General features: G+C 34.9%; 13 protein-coding genes. 10 read left to right on the forward strand and 3 right to left on the reverse strand.

What is annotated here, in order from left to right; all coding sequences use genetic code 11:
- Window positions 1-130 precede the first annotated feature (130 nt).
- From IGI43_RS00195 to holA, 3 genes are read left to right on the forward strand one after another with little or no spacing between them, the layout of a single operon-like run.
- Window positions 131-640, forward strand: coding sequence for a ComE operon protein 2 (locus IGI43_RS00195; RefSeq protein ID WP_438755783.1), 510 nt, complete (start codon window positions 131-133; stop codon window positions 638-640).
- The gene (locus tag IGI43_RS00200) at window positions 597-2,939 is read left to right on the forward strand and encodes a DNA internalization-related competence protein ComEC/Rec2 (protein ID WP_438755784.1); all 2,343 of its coding nucleotides are present in this window, start codon (window positions 597-599) and stop codon (window positions 2,937-2,939) included. Before IGI43_RS00195 ends, IGI43_RS00200 begins: the two co-directional genes overlap by 44 nt.
- Before the next feature lie 55 nt (window positions 2,940-2,994).
- On the forward strand, window positions 2,995-4,026 hold the full coding sequence (gene holA, locus IGI43_RS00205; protein ID WP_438755785.1) for a DNA polymerase III subunit delta: 1,032 nt from the start codon (window positions 2,995-2,997) through the stop codon (window positions 4,024-4,026).
- A 309-nt stretch (window positions 4,027-4,335) separates the two neighbouring features.
- Here holA and rpsT read toward each other — a convergent pair whose 3' ends face one another.
- A complete protein-coding gene (gene rpsT, locus IGI43_RS00210; RefSeq protein WP_438755786.1) occupies window positions 4,336-4,590 on the reverse strand; it encodes a 30S ribosomal protein S20 in 255 nt (84 codons plus the stop codon).
- Between the two features lie 245 nt (window positions 4,591-4,835).
- Between rpsT and IGI43_RS00215 the strand changes: the two genes are divergently transcribed.
- The 3 genes from IGI43_RS00215 to IGI43_RS00225 all read left to right on the forward strand — a co-directional run bounded on the left by IGI43_RS00215 (window position 4,836) and on the right by IGI43_RS00225 (window position 7,269).
- Window positions 4,836-5,849, forward strand: a complete 1,014-nt coding sequence (locus IGI43_RS00215; protein ID WP_438755787.1) for an inorganic phosphate transporter — start codon at window positions 4,836-4,838, stop codon at window positions 5,847-5,849.
- A gap of 12 nt (window positions 5,850-5,861) precedes the next feature.
- Window positions 5,862-6,485 carry a DUF47 domain-containing protein gene (locus IGI43_RS00220; RefSeq protein ID WP_438755788.1) on the forward strand — a complete coding sequence of 208 codons (624 nt, stop codon included), beginning with the start codon at window positions 5,862-5,864 and terminating at the stop codon, window positions 6,483-6,485.
- Between the two features lie 145 nt (window positions 6,486-6,630).
- Window positions 6,631-7,269 (forward strand): HD domain-containing protein, encoded by a 639-nt coding sequence (locus IGI43_RS00225; protein ID WP_438755789.1) that lies wholly within the window; start codon window positions 6,631-6,633, stop codon window positions 7,267-7,269.
- Window positions 7,270-7,359: 90 nt separating this feature from the next.
- Here IGI43_RS00225 and IGI43_RS00230 read toward each other — a convergent pair whose 3' ends face one another.
- Both IGI43_RS00230 and IGI43_RS00235 read right to left on the reverse strand, forming a co-directional pair.
- A complete protein-coding gene (locus IGI43_RS00230; protein ID WP_438755790.1) occupies window positions 7,360-9,273 on the reverse strand; it encodes a heavy metal translocating P-type ATPase in 1,914 nt (637 codons plus the stop codon).
- A 233-nt stretch (window positions 9,274-9,506) separates the two neighbouring features.
- Window positions 9,507-10,337 (reverse strand): undecaprenyl-diphosphate phosphatase, encoded by an 831-nt coding sequence (locus IGI43_RS00235; RefSeq protein ID WP_438755791.1) that lies wholly within the window; start codon window positions 10,335-10,337, stop codon window positions 9,507-9,509.
- A gap of 179 nt (window positions 10,338-10,516) precedes the next feature.
- Between IGI43_RS00235 and IGI43_RS00240 the strand changes: the two genes are divergently transcribed.
- From IGI43_RS00240 to IGI43_RS00255, 4 genes are all read left to right on the forward strand, one after another.
- Window positions 10,517-11,008, forward strand: coding sequence for a PTS sugar transporter subunit IIA (locus IGI43_RS00240; RefSeq protein ID WP_438755792.1), 492 nt, complete (start codon window positions 10,517-10,519; stop codon window positions 11,006-11,008).
- Window positions 11,009-11,162: 154 nt separating this feature from the next.
- Window positions 11,163-12,227, forward strand: coding sequence for a DUF871 domain-containing protein (locus tag IGI43_RS00245; RefSeq protein ID WP_438755793.1), 1,065 nt, complete (start codon window positions 11,163-11,165; stop codon window positions 12,225-12,227).
- A 1-nt stretch (window position 12,228) separates the two neighbouring features.
- Window positions 12,229-13,116: an N-acetylmuramic acid 6-phosphate etherase gene (gene murQ / locus IGI43_RS00250; RefSeq protein ID WP_438755794.1), complete on the forward strand. Its 888-nt coding sequence runs from the start codon at window positions 12,229-12,231 to the stop codon at window positions 13,114-13,116.
- A 24-nt stretch (window positions 13,117-13,140) separates the two neighbouring features.
- The gene (locus IGI43_RS00255) at window positions 13,141-14,580 is read left to right on the forward strand and encodes a PTS transporter subunit EIIC (RefSeq protein ID WP_438755795.1); all 1,440 of its coding nucleotides are present in this window, start codon (window positions 13,141-13,143) and stop codon (window positions 14,578-14,580) included.
- Window positions 14,581-14,605: the final 25 nt, after the last annotated feature.

The following is a 14,605-nucleotide window of genomic DNA, read 5'->3' on the forward strand; positions in this document are numbered from 1 at the left end:
TATTTTCAAAATATTTTGTGCAGGTTCTTGACGGGACTTTTTCTATAATTTACTATTTGTATATCCTATTCATAATTTAAACTCAGCAAAAATAGATTTAACAATAACAAGTTAAAAAAAGGAGCAGAATATGACATTAGAACGAATTCCTTGGGATCAATACTTTATGGCACAAAGTGTCTTATTATCATTAAGAAGTACTTGTACACGTCTAGAAGTTGGTGCAACTGTAGTCAGAGACAAACGCATAATAGCTGGTGGATACAATGGATCAGTTAGTGGCGATACTCATTGTATTGATGACGGTTGTTATATGGTTGAGGGTCACTGTGTTCGAACGATCCATGCTGAAATGAATGCCATTTTGCAATGTGCTAAGTTTGGTATTCCGACAGATGAAGCTGAAATTTATGTGACTCATTTTCCTTGTTTGCAATGCACAAAGATGATTTTACAAGCAGGAATCAAAAAGATCCATTATTTAAAAGACTACCGAAATGACGAATATGCTATGGCATTGATCAAACAAGTTGGTGCAACTGTAGATCAAGTAACACTATCGAAGAAATACTTTGCTGAATTACAATTAGGAGAAGATGAGACTGCTTCAGTGGAAGAAGCACCTCAAACAGATCAATAATTACTGGATTTTTCCAGTATTATTAACTATAGGAACGGTTTTTTTAATTTTAGAACCAAGCTTATTAACAGGTATGGTTTGGTTCTATCTTATCAGTCGAGTGCTTTACACACGAAATAAAATGATTATTGGCGTAAGTTTTTTGTGCATGTTCATTCTGACAATTTCTTGTTGGCAGACCTTAAACAGAGAAAAACAAGAAAAGTTTGTGGAATCAATTGAAATGACAGGTTATTTATCTGTATTACCGGATAAGATTAAAATCGATGGTGATCGTCTTCAATTGGAAGGTCATTTTTCTACGCGTAAAAAACAAAAACAAAAAATAATAGCCTTTTACAAAATTACATCAGAACAGGAAAAACAAAACTGGCAAGAAGAGAATCTACCTTTAAGAATGAAACTTGTCGGTGAATTTGAGACACCATTACCACAAACCAATCTCAATGGATTTGATTATCGAAAGTATTTGAAAGAAAATGGAATATATCAAACCTTATCGGTCAGTAATATTCATAAAATCGAAAGAGAAAGTCCAAAATGGTACGATGTTTTAGCTTTTTTTAGTAGTTTTAGAAAAAGAGCGATTGATTATTGTGACAATGTATTTTTGAAAGAAACAGCTTTGCATCTTAAAACGTTGATTTTTGGGTTTAAATCCAATGAGTTTGCTAAAAAAGAAAGTGTATTAGCAAACTTAGGTATTCTTCATTTATTCAGTTTATCTGGAATGCATGTGACGTTTTTTGTTGGAAGTTTTAGGTATTTATTTTTAAGATGTGGTATCACAATAGAAAAATTATTTTGGTTGCAGCTGTTGTTTTCAATTGTTTATGCAGGATTAACTGGTTTTTCCATCAGTGTTGTTCGGGCATTATTGCAAAGTATGATTTCACTTAGTAATCGCGAATTTAAATGGCGTTTATCGGGGTTGGATTGTTGGAGTTTATCATTGATAGGTGGCTTAATTTTCCAACCTTACTTGTTATTTTCTGCAGGTGGTCAGTTAAGTTACGGTTTATCTTTTTTTATTTTGTATGTCCATCCTATTCTAGAAAGAATCAGCAATCAGTATATTCGAATGTATTGTTTTTCTCTATTATTGAATATTACGATGATTCCGTTGATTGGGCTAACATTTTTTGAATGGCAATTAACAAGTAGTCTTTTTACATTTTTGTTATTGCCGATTTTTGAGCGAGCAATCTTACCTGTATTAACCATTAGTTTGTTAAGTTCATTTCTCTGCAAGATCCAACTATTGATAGATGGTTTAGAAATATATTTTGTGATTCAGCAATCAATATTTGAGTGGTTCAGTCGTTATAGTACGTTCACATTGATTACAGGAGTTTTTCCACCAGTTCTTTTTTTGTTCATGTGTCTCTTACTTTTTTCATTACTTCATATGATGTACACACGTTCAAAAAAAGCCTATTTGATAGGTGCAGGATTACTGTTGATGATGAACAATAAATATTTTTCTCCCAAAGGGACGATTGCTTTTATCGATGTTGGGCAAGGGGACAGCATTTTTATTCAAACACCATTTCATAAAGAGAATATTTTGATCGATACTGGTGGGAAGATCGAGTTCGAAAAAGAAAAATGGGCTGTTAAGGCAAAACAATCAGCTAATGCAGACTACTCGGTAATTCCTTATTTAAAAAGCAAAGGGGTAAAGTATCTTGATAAAGTTTTGATCAGTCATGGGGATATGGATCATTGCGGTGATTTGCTTGCAATCAATGAAAAGATACCGATTCGTTCATTGTACTTTCCTGTAGGAACAGAAAATAAACTCGCTTTTCAACAGATACTAGAGCAGTTAAAATTGAAAGGGACAAAAATTTATCCAATCTTAGCTGGTGCATCAATCAGTCGTTCGATTTCTTTGAAAATACTGGCTCCAATCGTCTCAGGAGTTGGGGAAAATAAAGACTCGATGGTGGTTTATACAAAAGTTTCTGATCGACGTTTCTTATTTACAGGTGATTTGGAAAAAGAAGGCGAACAGCAATTAATAAGACACTTTCCAACACTGAAAGTAGATGTACTAAAAGTGGGTCATCACGGAAGTAAGACATCATCTGATCCTTTGTTTATCCGAAAAATTGGCCTCGAGGACGGAATTATTTCTTGTGGGCGTAATAATCGATTCAACCATCCTCATACAGAAACCGTTGAGGTATTAAACCAAGAGCAGATAACCCAGTTCCAAACAGATAAAAACGGAATGATTTATTATGAATGGACACCATTTTCAAGAATGTCTCCAGCTAGAACAGTCATGGAATAAGACTAGCATTTCTTGAATTGCCATGATAGGATGGAAAAGAGAAATGAGGGAATTTATGAACTTACAAGAGGCATTAAAACAGGTGAGACAACAGCATTTTGCTTCTGTTTATTTAATTCAAGGAACAGAAGAATATTTAAGTGAGTTATTTAAAACAGAATTAATGAATCAATTGATCAAAACAGAAGATGATCAATTTAATTATTCTTCATTTGATATGGAAGAAGTACCACTTTCTGTAGCAATGGAAGAAGCTGAAACGATTCCTTTTTTTGGTGATTATCGATTAGTTTTTATCGAAAATCCTTATTTTTTAACAGCAGAAAGAAAAACGAATGGATTGGATCATGATATCGATAGTTTAATAAACTATTTGGAGCAACCTTCACCGACGACTATTTTAGTATTTAGTGCAAATGTTGAAAAATTAGATGAACGAAAAAAAGTAACAAAAGCAATAAAAAAGAAAGCTGAAGTCATTGACGTTAATCCAATGGGAGAACGTGAAGTAAGGCAATATGTGGAACAGACGATTCAAAGTGAAGGGTATGAGATTCGCCCAGAAGCATTTGATTTATTGTTACAGCTGACAGATTTGAATTTATCGAAAGCGATGGGAGAACTACAAAAATTATTTTTGTATTCTTCTGACAAAAAGATAATCTCGTTAATCGGCGTCAAAGAACTTGTCCCAAAATCATTAGAACATAACGTATTTGATCTGACCAATGATGTTTTGTCTGGTAACGGGGAAAAAGCAATTCAGTTGTATGAAGACTTATTACTTCAAGGGGAAGAAACGATTAAATTAAATGCGATTTTGTTAAATCAAATTCGCTTATTCTTACAAACAAAAATCTTAGCAAAATTAGGTTATCAACAAGCGAATATTGCCGAAACGCTAAAAATTCATCCCTATCGTGTAAAACTAGCTTTGCAGCAAGTCCGTCGATTTGAGTTGGACCGTTTGGAAGCTATTTATGATGAACTAGTGGAGAATGATTTTAAAATGAAAACGGGTAAGATGGACAAAGAGCTGTTGTTTGAATTGTTTATTCTTAAACTATCTGGACAAGTGAACAGATAGTTTAAGAATATATATGATCGATTGCTATGATACACTCAAGAAATATAGCTGATGTCAAGAAGGTCTATAGCTGCTTTAAGCTGGGCAAAAAATTAAAATGGACATAGAATATGATTATCTAAATCGTTAGCGCCTTTTATTTAGTTGAAAGAAGAAAGTTTGTTGAATATAAGAGTTAGATCGATCGTAAAGATAGTGAGGTTCAACTAAAATAAATAGAAAGTATGGAATTAAACTTGAAGCGAATTTAATTCCATACTTTTTTACCATAAAAAAGAAGCTAACACGAGGTTAGCTTCTACAATATCATTATTTTGCTAATTGTTTGCTTAGACGTGATTTGTCACGGCCTGCTTTGTTTTTATGGATTAATCCTTTTGTTTCAGCCATATCAACAGCTTTAATAGCTTCTGTATATAACGCATCAACGTTGTCAGCACCAGCAGCTACAGCATCTTCAAATTTCTTGATAGCTGTACGCATTGCATTTTTTTGAGATGAATTTTGAGCATTCTTATTAGCGTTAGTACGTACACGTTTAATTGCAGATTCAATATTTGGCATTTCTTTCACCTCCGATAAATTAAGGTCTTACACAGGAAAATCCATATGTAATTCAACACTAATCATTATACCTAATCCAAACAGGCATTGCAATAAAAGATGACAAGTTTTTTTCCTTAACAGTAAAAAATATTGATTTCATCAATTGGAAATTAGTTTGAATTTAAGTGTGACAAGAAAAAACAGATACATTTTATAAAAAATATGTTATTATGACAGGGGAAAAATGAAATGGTGGTGTTACTATGAATATTGCTCTAATTACAACAATTACTCTTGTGATGGGCGTTATTTTTGTTAATGGTTGGACAGATGCACCAAATGCTATTGCAACCGCTGTCTCTACTCGTGTCTTAAAACCAAATGTTGCGATTTGGATGGCTGTTGTAATGAACTTCTTTGGTGCATTAGTAATGACATATTTTAATGCACAAGTTGCCGAAACAATCAGTAACATTGTTAGTTTTGATGCACAGGGAAATGCATCGCAGGTCGCTTTAGCAGCGTCTTTATTTTCGATTGTCGTGTGGTCTGTGGCGGCGTGGTATTTTGGCATTCCAACGAGTGAAAGTCATGCGCTGATTGCTGGTTTGACCGGTTCTGCAATGGCCTTAGGTGGCATTGGCGCAGTAAATGGTTCTGAATGGGCGAAAGTGCTTATAGGCTTAATTGTCTCCACAGTTATGGGCTTTGGTGGCGGTTTTATTGTTACAAAGCTAATTGTAATCCTTTTCAAAGGAGTAGCGAGAAGAACAGCAAATAAAGTCTTCACTTATGGACAAGCGATCGGTGCAGCTGCAAATGCTTTTTTACATGGCGCTCAAGATGGTCAAAAATTCATGGGTGTATTTATGCTAGGTCTATACTATAATAATCTGGCGGAAAAGTCTGGTTCAGGATTTATTATCCCGATTTGGGTCATGGTTCTTTGTTCTGTTACAATGGGATTTGGCACATCAGTAGGTGGTATGAGAATTATTAAATCAGTTGGGATGGACATGGTAAGATTAGAACGCTATCAAGGATTTGCGGCCGATTTAAGTACAGCAGTTTGTTTATTTGCAGCGTCCCTTTTCGGTATTCCAGTTTCTACTACGCACACCAAAACAACTGCGATCATGGGTGTAGGCGCTTCAAAACGAGTATCTAGTGTGGATTGGCGGATTGTAAAAGAAATGCTGATTGCTTGGATCTTGACGTTTCCAGGTTGTGGGATCATTGCTTTTATTATGGCAAAATTATTTATAGCACTATTTTAAGGAGAGAGTAAAATGGCTAGAAAAAAACAATTTGATTACTTTAGTGAATTGGAACATTTAGCAAAAAGTGCTCATCAAGCAGCAGAGCTTTTAGAGCTGATTGCACTCAATTATTCGCTTGAAACATTAGAAGATGAAGCAGAAAAAATTCATGTCTTAGAACGTGAGGGAGACCAAATTGTTCAAAAAATTATGAGTGAGTTATATATTTCATTTATCACGCCTATTGATCGAGAGGATATCGTTAAAATTACACAACGTTTAGATGATGTCCTTGATACCATAAATAGTATTGTTTATTTACTCAGTAGCCTAGTGGTAAAAGAGTTGAAGGATAATGCTATGATATTCATTACGTACGCTGTAGAAGCTACGGCCGGCGTATTAACAGCAACAAAAGAGTTTGCAAAGTTTAAAAATTCAAAAACGTTGCATACGATGATAAATGAAGTAAGTGAAATAGAGGGGAAAGCTGATAAATTATATAGTGATTCTCTCAAAGATTTATTTACGAATGAGCAAAATCCGATTGAAGTGATTCGCTGGAAAAATGTCTATGATCAACTAGAAGAATTATTAAATGCTAGTGAATCGGTTGTTGATGTAATCGGTGGTTTGGTCATAAAAAATAGTTAAGCGTGTAGAGATCGAAGCAGAAAGACTTGATCATTGTTAGAGGTGAAGAAGTTTCTTATATGCACTCATTATTTTATTCGTATTTCAAATTTTAAACGAAAAAGGAATTTACTGTTGTTCTTGTATACTCAGTCGGAGGGATTAGATGGATAATCAAAAAATTCTAGCAATAAAACAATTTGCACAGTCGAAAATGAAAAAAGATCAATCAGGTCATGGCATGGATCATATAAATAGGGTGGTCCGCTTAGCGGAAAAAATTTCAGCTACTGAAACGTGCGATCGTTTTATTATTACAGCAGCAGCTTATCTTCACGATACTGTCGATGATAAATTGGTTTCTGATTCTGAGCTAGCGTTTCAAGAACTAACTGAATTTTTAAAAGAAATTCAACTTTCAACTATCCAAATCCAGCAAATCACACATATAATCAAGAATCTTTCTTTTAGTCAAGCACTTAATGGGAACTCAGAAAAACTTACAATCGAAGGTCAAATTGTGCAAGATGCGGATCGTTTAGACGCTATGGGGGCTATTGGTATTACACGAACAATTTATTATGGTGCATCTAAAGGAAATCAACTCTATGATCCTAAAATCAAACCTAGAACACTTGGCTCAAAAGCTGAGTATAGAGAAGAAAGTACGATTATCAATCATTTTTATGAAAAAATTCTTTTGCTTAATGAGACGCTCAATACGGATTATGCTAAAGTTTTAGGTAAAAAAAGACATGAGTTTTTAGAGTCTTTTTTGACAGAGTTTTTTGAGGAATGGGATTAAGAAAAAGAGATTGTTTCTGCTCCACCGTTTATTTGGATTACTTAAGGCTAGAATGTAACTCGTAGAGTTATATTCTAGTCTCTTTTTTGATTAAACTAATTCTGTTTTTTGTGTATGAAATGGTTGAAGAGATTTTTTTTCAATGGGAATTGTTTTTAACATTCTTAATCCATTTAAAATGACAAAGATCGTACTTCCTTCGTGTCCTACAACGCCAAGAGGCAAATTAATAATTTGAAAAAAATTGGAGAGAATAAGTATTGCAATGACTCCAGCAGAAAAAGCAATGTTTTGAGTAACGATTCGTTTTAATTTTTTTGAAAGCAAGTGACTCATTTGTAATTTTTTTAAGTCATTTTTCATTAAGACCATATCTGCTACATCCATTGCTATATCGGTGCCTTGGCCCATAGCAACACCAATAGCTGCATTCGCTAAGGCTGGCGCATCATTAATACCATCTCCGACCATCGCATTGATTCCGTACATCGCTTTTTGTTTTTTGACCAAAATTGTTTTGTCTTCAGGCAAACAATCTGCATAAATATCATCCACTTCAAGCTCAGCTGCTACAGCCGTAGCTGTTTTCTCGTGATCTCCAGTAATCATTGTGGTATGAATACCCGATTGTTTAAAATAAGTGATTACTTCCTTAGCTTCAGGTTTTGGAACATCTAATAATCCAAAGTAAGCGACGATCTCTTGATCCTGAAATAGATAAATGACCGTTTTTCCAGCATTTTGTAGTTGCTCGATTTCAATTTCTAATTCTTTACTTATCGTTGTATATTCATTGAATGCACTTTTTCCGACACGCCAAGTTGTTGCACCAATCGTTGTTTCCATTCCAAAACCAATAATATTTTTCACTTCGATTTGGTCATAGACAGCAGTATTTTCATGTTCAAATCGAGTAATTATTGCCTGAGCTAAAGGGTGGGTGGATTGTCTTTCCATTGCTAACAATATATTTAGGCTTTCTTGCTTATTTTTTAAAAATATAGCATCTGTGACTACAGGAACACCAAGAGTCAGAGTTCCCGTTTTATCAAAAGCTATTGCTTTTAATGAAGCTAAGTTTTCTAAATAAGCGCCACCTTTGAATAGTACGCCATTTCTTGCGCCATTAGAAATGGCAGCTAGTGTTGCTGGCGTGGCTGATGCAACCAGAGCACAAGGTGAGGCAACAACTAATAATACCATTCCTCTATAAAAGCTTTCATTCCATGACCAGCCTAAAAATACAAACGGAATGATGATCATCATAGGAATTGCAACTAAGACGATTTTTACATAGGTATTTTCCAGTTTTTCAATAAAACTAGCTGTTTGTGATGGTGTATTTTGCGCTTCTTCTACTAAACGTATAATTTTAGCAAATAATGTATCTTCACTATTTTTGTTGACGGTCATCGTGATCGCTTCACCTAAATTAATTGTTCCGCCAAATAATTCATCGTTGATTCCTTTTTCAACGGGAACAGATTCCCCTGTGATAGCTGCCTCATCAATAGTTGAGGACCCTTTAATCAAAATACCATCGATTGGAATACGTGCACCTTTTGGTACAAGCAAACGATCACCTATTTGTAATTGAGTAACAGTGACGTCTGTTGTTTTGCCTTGATCGTCAAGTAAAAGAGCTGTTTCAGGCTGCATATTCATCAAACTGGCGATTTCTTTTTTACTTTTGTTAGTTGTGTATTCTTCCAGTGCACTACTAAGACAGAAAATGAAGGTCAACATTGCGCCTTCAAACCAATTTCCAATGATACAAGCTCCGATTGCTGCCAAAGCCATTAGTAAATCGACATTTAGATGCTTATTTTCAAACGTATCTACTATGCCTTCCTTTGTTTGCTTGAAGCCGCCAAAAAAGATAGCGAGAATAAAACTGATTGGGTAAAATACTGTTCCTGATTTTTCTAAGATAAAGCCGATGATCATAAAAATTAAACATAAAATAGTGGATAATAATGCTTTTTTTTCTTCTGAAAGTTTCATGGTTATCACTCCTCATAACGAGAATAGCATAAAATAAATATAATTGATAATGAATTATTCTAAATGAGAACGATAGTGATTATCAATTAGTTAAATCCTTTATTTTAAAGGGAATTTGATTATGTTTTTTGAATACTTATTCTAATTAAGAGTGATAATCATTATCACTGGTTTAAGTTGATTTACTCATTTTTCTATAAAAAAAGAACCGATTCAATCGGTTCTGATATGAATTATGAAAATAGCCAATAACTGATAAGTAAAACACCTAATATTATACGGTACCAACCAAAAACAGTGAAATCGTTTCGTTTTAGATAGTTCAATAAGAACTTGATGACGATTATAGAGACAACAAACGCCACAATAGAACCAGTCAATAAGATAACTATTTCACTAAATCCAAATGAATTTCCTTTCATAACAAACTTCACTATCTTTAGAAAACTTGCTCCAAACATGACAGGAATACCAAGGAAAAATGAAAATTCTGTTGCTACAAATCGCGATGCGCCGATAATAATAGCGCCAAGAATCGTTGCTCCTGAGCGAGAGGTACCTGGAATCAAGGATAGGACTTGAAAGAATCCTACAATTGCTGCAGCTTTATACGTAAAGTCTCTCAAATCTGTGCATTTTGGGTTGCGATCTCTATTTCTTTTTTCAATCACTACAAATGCAATTCCATAGACGATCAGCATCAAAGCAACGGTAAAGAAATTATGAAATTTTGCTTCTAGCCAGTCATCTAATGGGATTCCTATTATTGCAGCCGGAGCACACGCAACAACAACTTTTGACCATAGAATCCAAGTATCTTTTTTCTCAACTTCATTTTTTTGTGGTGAGAAAGGGTTTAACTTATGGAAATAAAGAACAACGACAGCCATGATCGCACCAAGTTGGATCACGACATTAAACATTTCCATAAAATCTTTGCTGAGGTTCATTTTAATAAATTCATCGACTAAAATTAAATGACCAGTACTACTAATTGGAAGCCACTCTGTTACTCCCTCGATAATACCTAAAATAATTGCTTTCCATAAATTTGATAAAAGCATAGCTTCAATCCTTTCCAGCATAAAATAATAAATCAATAATAGTATACCTTTTACAGTCAGAAAAACCAACTAACTTTTGATAAGTGTAAGAAAATTTTAGATTCAAGCATATTGAGTGTTGTAATTATCCGTGGAATTTCCTATACTGTTACTATTCATGAAAATTGGAGGGAAAAGAAATGTTCGGATTTTTAAAAAAGAAAGAACCAGTTCAATTAAACGAAACAATGTATGCAGTAGCAACAGGAAATTTAATTCCAATCAGTGAAGTCAATGATCCTGTCTTTTCACAAAAAATGATGGGTGATGGTTTTGCAGTTATTCCAGAATCAGGCGAGATTTATTCACCAATTGATGGCGTTGTATTAAGTGTTTTTCAAACAAAGCATGCTGTTGGGATGAAGATGGCAAATGGACTTGAAATTTTACTTCATATGGGAATCGATACTGTTGAACTTAATGGAGCCCCTTTTGAGGTAAAAGTAAGTGAAGGTTCTAAAGTATCTCAAGGAACGTTGATTGCGACGGTTGATTTAGAGGCTATTAAAAATGCAGGAAAAGCAATCGATATGGTTGTTGTGATCACGAATATGGATGCAGTAAAAAGCTTTGATCTTAGCCGTACTGGACAAGTTAAAGCAGGAGATGAAGTTGGTACTGCTAAAGCATAATTAAGTTGAAAAGAGTAGAAAACATTAAATTGTTTTCTCTTTTTTTTGTTCCTTTATGAAAAAAAATTTCATTTTAAAAATAAAAATGATGTTTAAGTTGAAATAATATTTCAAATGATCTATAATGAAAGCGGATTAGGAAGGAGCGACTAAAATGTATGGCATTTCGATTTTTTTGAGTGAAGAGATGACAGATGAAACACGCACATATATTGAAAAAATGAGCGAAATTGGTTTTAAAGGAATTTTTACTTCTCTACATATCCCAGAAGATGATGCTGCGTTATATGCTCAAAGATTAAAAGAACTTGGTCAAATTGCACAAAATACCGATATGAAACTGATGGTTGATATCTCAGGTGAAGCAATAAATCGAGCGGGATTTTCTTTTGAACGACTGGATGAAATTTTATCTATAGGAGTTACTGGTTTACGTATGGATTATGCTATTTCAAACCAAGAGATTGCGAAGGCTTCTCAATATTTAACAATTGGATTGAATGCTAGCACAATCACTGTAGAAGATGTGAAAGAATTGCAATCCTTCAACGCCGATTTCACAAATTTTGAAGCTTGGCACAATTATTATCCGAGACCCGAAACTGGGTTATCTAGTCAATTTTTCCGAGAAAAAAATCGTTGGCTAAAACAATCAGGTTTTCAGGTATTTGCGTTCGTTCCAGGAAATCAGCAGTTAAGAGGACCATTATATGAAGGTCTGCCAACACTAGAAAAGCATCGATATGACAATCCGTTTTCAGCAGCTTTGGATTTGAATGAAAATTATGAAGTGGATGGTGTTTATCTGGGTGATCCTGAGATTACCAAGCGTACAATGCATCAATTTGAAGCCTATAGTTGTGATCAAATTCTGTCACTTGAAGTAGCGGATATCGGCAGTAGCTATTACACACATATTCTAGGGGTCCACAAAAATCGTCAAGATGAAGCACGTGATGTAATTCGTAGTGCAGATGCGCGATTTAAAGAGATACCAACAGTTGATCCGGAAAGAGTATTAGAACGAAATCAGGGCAGTGTGACTATTGATAATCTTCACTACGGAAGATATATGGGCGAAATACAAGTAACAAAAAAAGATTTACCGGCGAATAAAAAAATTAATATTGCAGCAAAAATTGTATCAGAAGACTGCTCATTGCTTCATTTAATAAACGCAGGTAGAGTCTTCAATTTAATAGAGAAGGGAACTTTGTAAAATGAACTTAGAAAACTTAACTACAGAACGTAGAAATCAGGAAACTATGAACTTGGATAAACTAACGATAAAAGAAGCCTTAGATAAAATGAATCAAGAAGACCAGAAAGTCGCTTTGGCAGTAAAAGAAGCACTTCCTCAAATCGAACCAGTGATAGAATCGATCATCGCAGCCTTTAATAACGGTGGCCGTCTGATATATATGGGTGCTGGAACGAGTGGACGTTTAGGTGTACTTGATGCAGCAGAGTGTGTACCAACATTTGGCGTAGATGCATCTATGGTCCAAGGCCTGATTGCTGGTGGCCAAAAAGCTATGACTGTAGCGGTTGAAGGCGCAGAAGACTCTAGAGAGTTAGGACAACAAGACTTAGTAGACCTTGCGTTGACAGACAAAGATGTTGTGATTGGAATCGCAGCCAGTGGTCGGACACCGTATGTAATCGGAGCTTTGATATATGCAGATTCAATTGGTGCTGCTACAGCGTCGATATCTTGTAATAAAGAAGCTGAAATCAGTCAATACGCTCAAATGCCAATCGAAGTCGATGCAGGACCAGAATTTTTAACAGGATCTACTCGATTAAAATCAGGTACAGCACAAAAATTGATCTTAAATATGTTGTCGACGATTTCAATGATTGGAATCGGCAAGGTATACAACAATTTAATGGTCGATGTAAAACCTACAAACGAAAAATTAGTTGAACGATCAAAACGAATTATCATGGAAGCGACGAATTGTGACTATGAAACGGCCGCAGATTATTTTGTAAAGGCAGATGAAAATGTAAAACTTGCTATTGTCATGTTGCTAACAAATTCTTCAAAAGAAGAAGCAGTAGAAAAATTAAATCAAGGCAATAATTTTATAAAGAATACAATTTAAAAAAAGTTTAAAGGAGAAAAGACTATGGCAGAAGATAAAATCAAACGTATAGCGAGGGAAATCTATGATGAAGTAGGTGGCCAAGGGAATGTTTTGAAACTTAGACATTGTATGACTCGTGTTCGTATGGATATTCGTGATTATGATGAAGTTAATTTAGAAGGATTGAAAAATATTGATGGCGTAATGGGTGTTGTAGAAGATGATACGCTACAAGTTGTAATCGGTCCTGGAACAGTCAATAAAGTAGCACAAGAAATGGTCGATATGGCTGGTGTAAAACTTGGAGAATCCTTTGCAAGTTCTAATGAGCAAGATTCAACTGGAAAAGAATTAGTTGAAGAAAAAGCAGCACAAATGAAAGCGGCACAAAAAGAAAAAAACAAAAGTAATTCTAAGTTTAAAGTAGTTTTGAAATCTATTTCCAATATTTTTGTTCCACTGATTCCAGCATTTGTTGGAGCGGGTATTATTGGTGGGATCGCGGCAGTTATGTCCAATCTTTTAGTCGCTGGAACAATTGGTGATTCTTGGCAACAATATATTGATGTTTTAAATATTATTAAAAATGGGATCTTTGCTTATTTAGCATTATATACGGGGATTAATAGTGCCAGCGAATTTGGTGCAACTCCAGCACTTGGTGGTGTAATTGGAGCAGTGACAATGTTGACAGGAATGAATCCTGAGACACCTCTACCAAATATTTTGACTGGCGATAATTTATCAGCAGGGCAAGGGGGAATTATCGGAGTTATCTTTGCAGTTTGGTTGCTTTCTTTAATCGAAAAACGACTACACAAAGTAATTCCTGATTCAATTGATATCATTATTACTCCAACAGTCTCATTGCTTGTGATCGGATTGATTACAATATTCCTCATAATGCCTGTCGCGGGATTAATTTCAAATAGTCTCGTAGGGGTAATCAATGTTGTATTAGAAAAAGGTGGTATTCTAGCCGGGTTTACTCTAGGTGCTACATTCTTACCAATGGTAATGTTTGGATTGCATCAAATATTGACACCTATTCACATCGAAATGATAAACCAAACGGGAATGACTTTATTGTTACCAATCCTAGCAATGGCTGGTGGTGGTCAAGTTGGTGCGGCATTGGCTTTATGGATTCGTTGTAAAGATGACAAAAAACTTGTCGAAATGATCAAAGGTGCGTTGCCAGTAGGAATTTTAGGTATTGGGGAACCGTTGATTTACGGCGTGACATTGCCTCTGGGACGTCCGTTTATTACAGCTTGTATTGGTGGCGGTATTGGTGGAGCTGTGATTGGTGCTTTTGGGAATGTAGGCTCGATTGCAATTGGTCCAAGTGGTGCAGCTTTAATCCCATTAATCGCAAATAACCAATGGTTGGTTTATATTTTAGGATTACTGGCAGCGTACGCAGGTGGTTTTATTGCAACATTTTTCTTTGGTATTCCAAAAGACCTACAAGAAAAATAAGTCTAAATAATTGTTAGTTAAAGAA

The organism is Enterococcus sp. AZ126, assembly GCF_051714545.1.
In the GTDB taxonomy this organism is placed as follows: Bacteria; Bacillota; Bacilli; order Lactobacillales; family Enterococcaceae; genus Enterococcus_L.

What these genes read in the sequence shown, in the direction of transcription:
- IGI43_RS00195 (WP_438755783.1), top strand. Translation starts at nt 131, where the DNA reads ATGACATTAGAACGAATTCCTTGGGATCAATACTTTATGGCACAAAGT.
- IGI43_RS00200 (WP_438755784.1), top strand. Translation starts at nt 597, where the DNA reads ATGAGACTGCTTCAGTGGAAGAAGCACCTCAAACAGATCAATAATTAC.
- holA (WP_438755785.1), top strand. Translation starts at nt 2,995, where the DNA reads ATGAACTTACAAGAGGCATTAAAACAGGTGAGACAACAGCATTTTGCT.
- rpsT (WP_438755786.1), bottom strand. Translation starts at nt 4,590, where the DNA reads ATGCCAAATATTGAATCTGCAATTAAACGTGTACGTACTAACGCTAAT.
- IGI43_RS00215 (WP_438755787.1), top strand. Translation starts at nt 4,836, where the DNA reads ATGAATATTGCTCTAATTACAACAATTACTCTTGTGATGGGCGTTATT.
- IGI43_RS00220 (WP_438755788.1), top strand. Translation starts at nt 5,862, where the DNA reads ATGGCTAGAAAAAAACAATTTGATTACTTTAGTGAATTGGAACATTTA.
- IGI43_RS00225 (WP_438755789.1), top strand. Translation starts at nt 6,631, where the DNA reads ATGGATAATCAAAAAATTCTAGCAATAAAACAATTTGCACAGTCGAAA.
- IGI43_RS00230 (WP_438755790.1), bottom strand. Translation starts at nt 9,273, where the DNA reads ATGAAACTTTCAGAAGAAAAAAAAGCATTATTATCCACTATTTTATGT.
- IGI43_RS00235 (WP_438755791.1), bottom strand. Translation starts at nt 10,337, where the DNA reads ATGCTTTTATCAAATTTATGGAAAGCAATTATTTTAGGTATTATCGAG.
- IGI43_RS00240 (WP_438755792.1), top strand. Translation starts at nt 10,517, where the DNA reads ATGTTCGGATTTTTAAAAAAGAAAGAACCAGTTCAATTAAACGAAACA.
- IGI43_RS00245 (WP_438755793.1), top strand. Translation starts at nt 11,163, where the DNA reads ATGTATGGCATTTCGATTTTTTTGAGTGAAGAGATGACAGATGAAACA.
- murQ (WP_438755794.1), top strand. Translation starts at nt 12,229, where the DNA reads ATGAACTTAGAAAACTTAACTACAGAACGTAGAAATCAGGAAACTATG.
- IGI43_RS00255 (WP_438755795.1), top strand. Translation starts at nt 13,141, where the DNA reads ATGGCAGAAGATAAAATCAAACGTATAGCGAGGGAAATCTATGATGAA.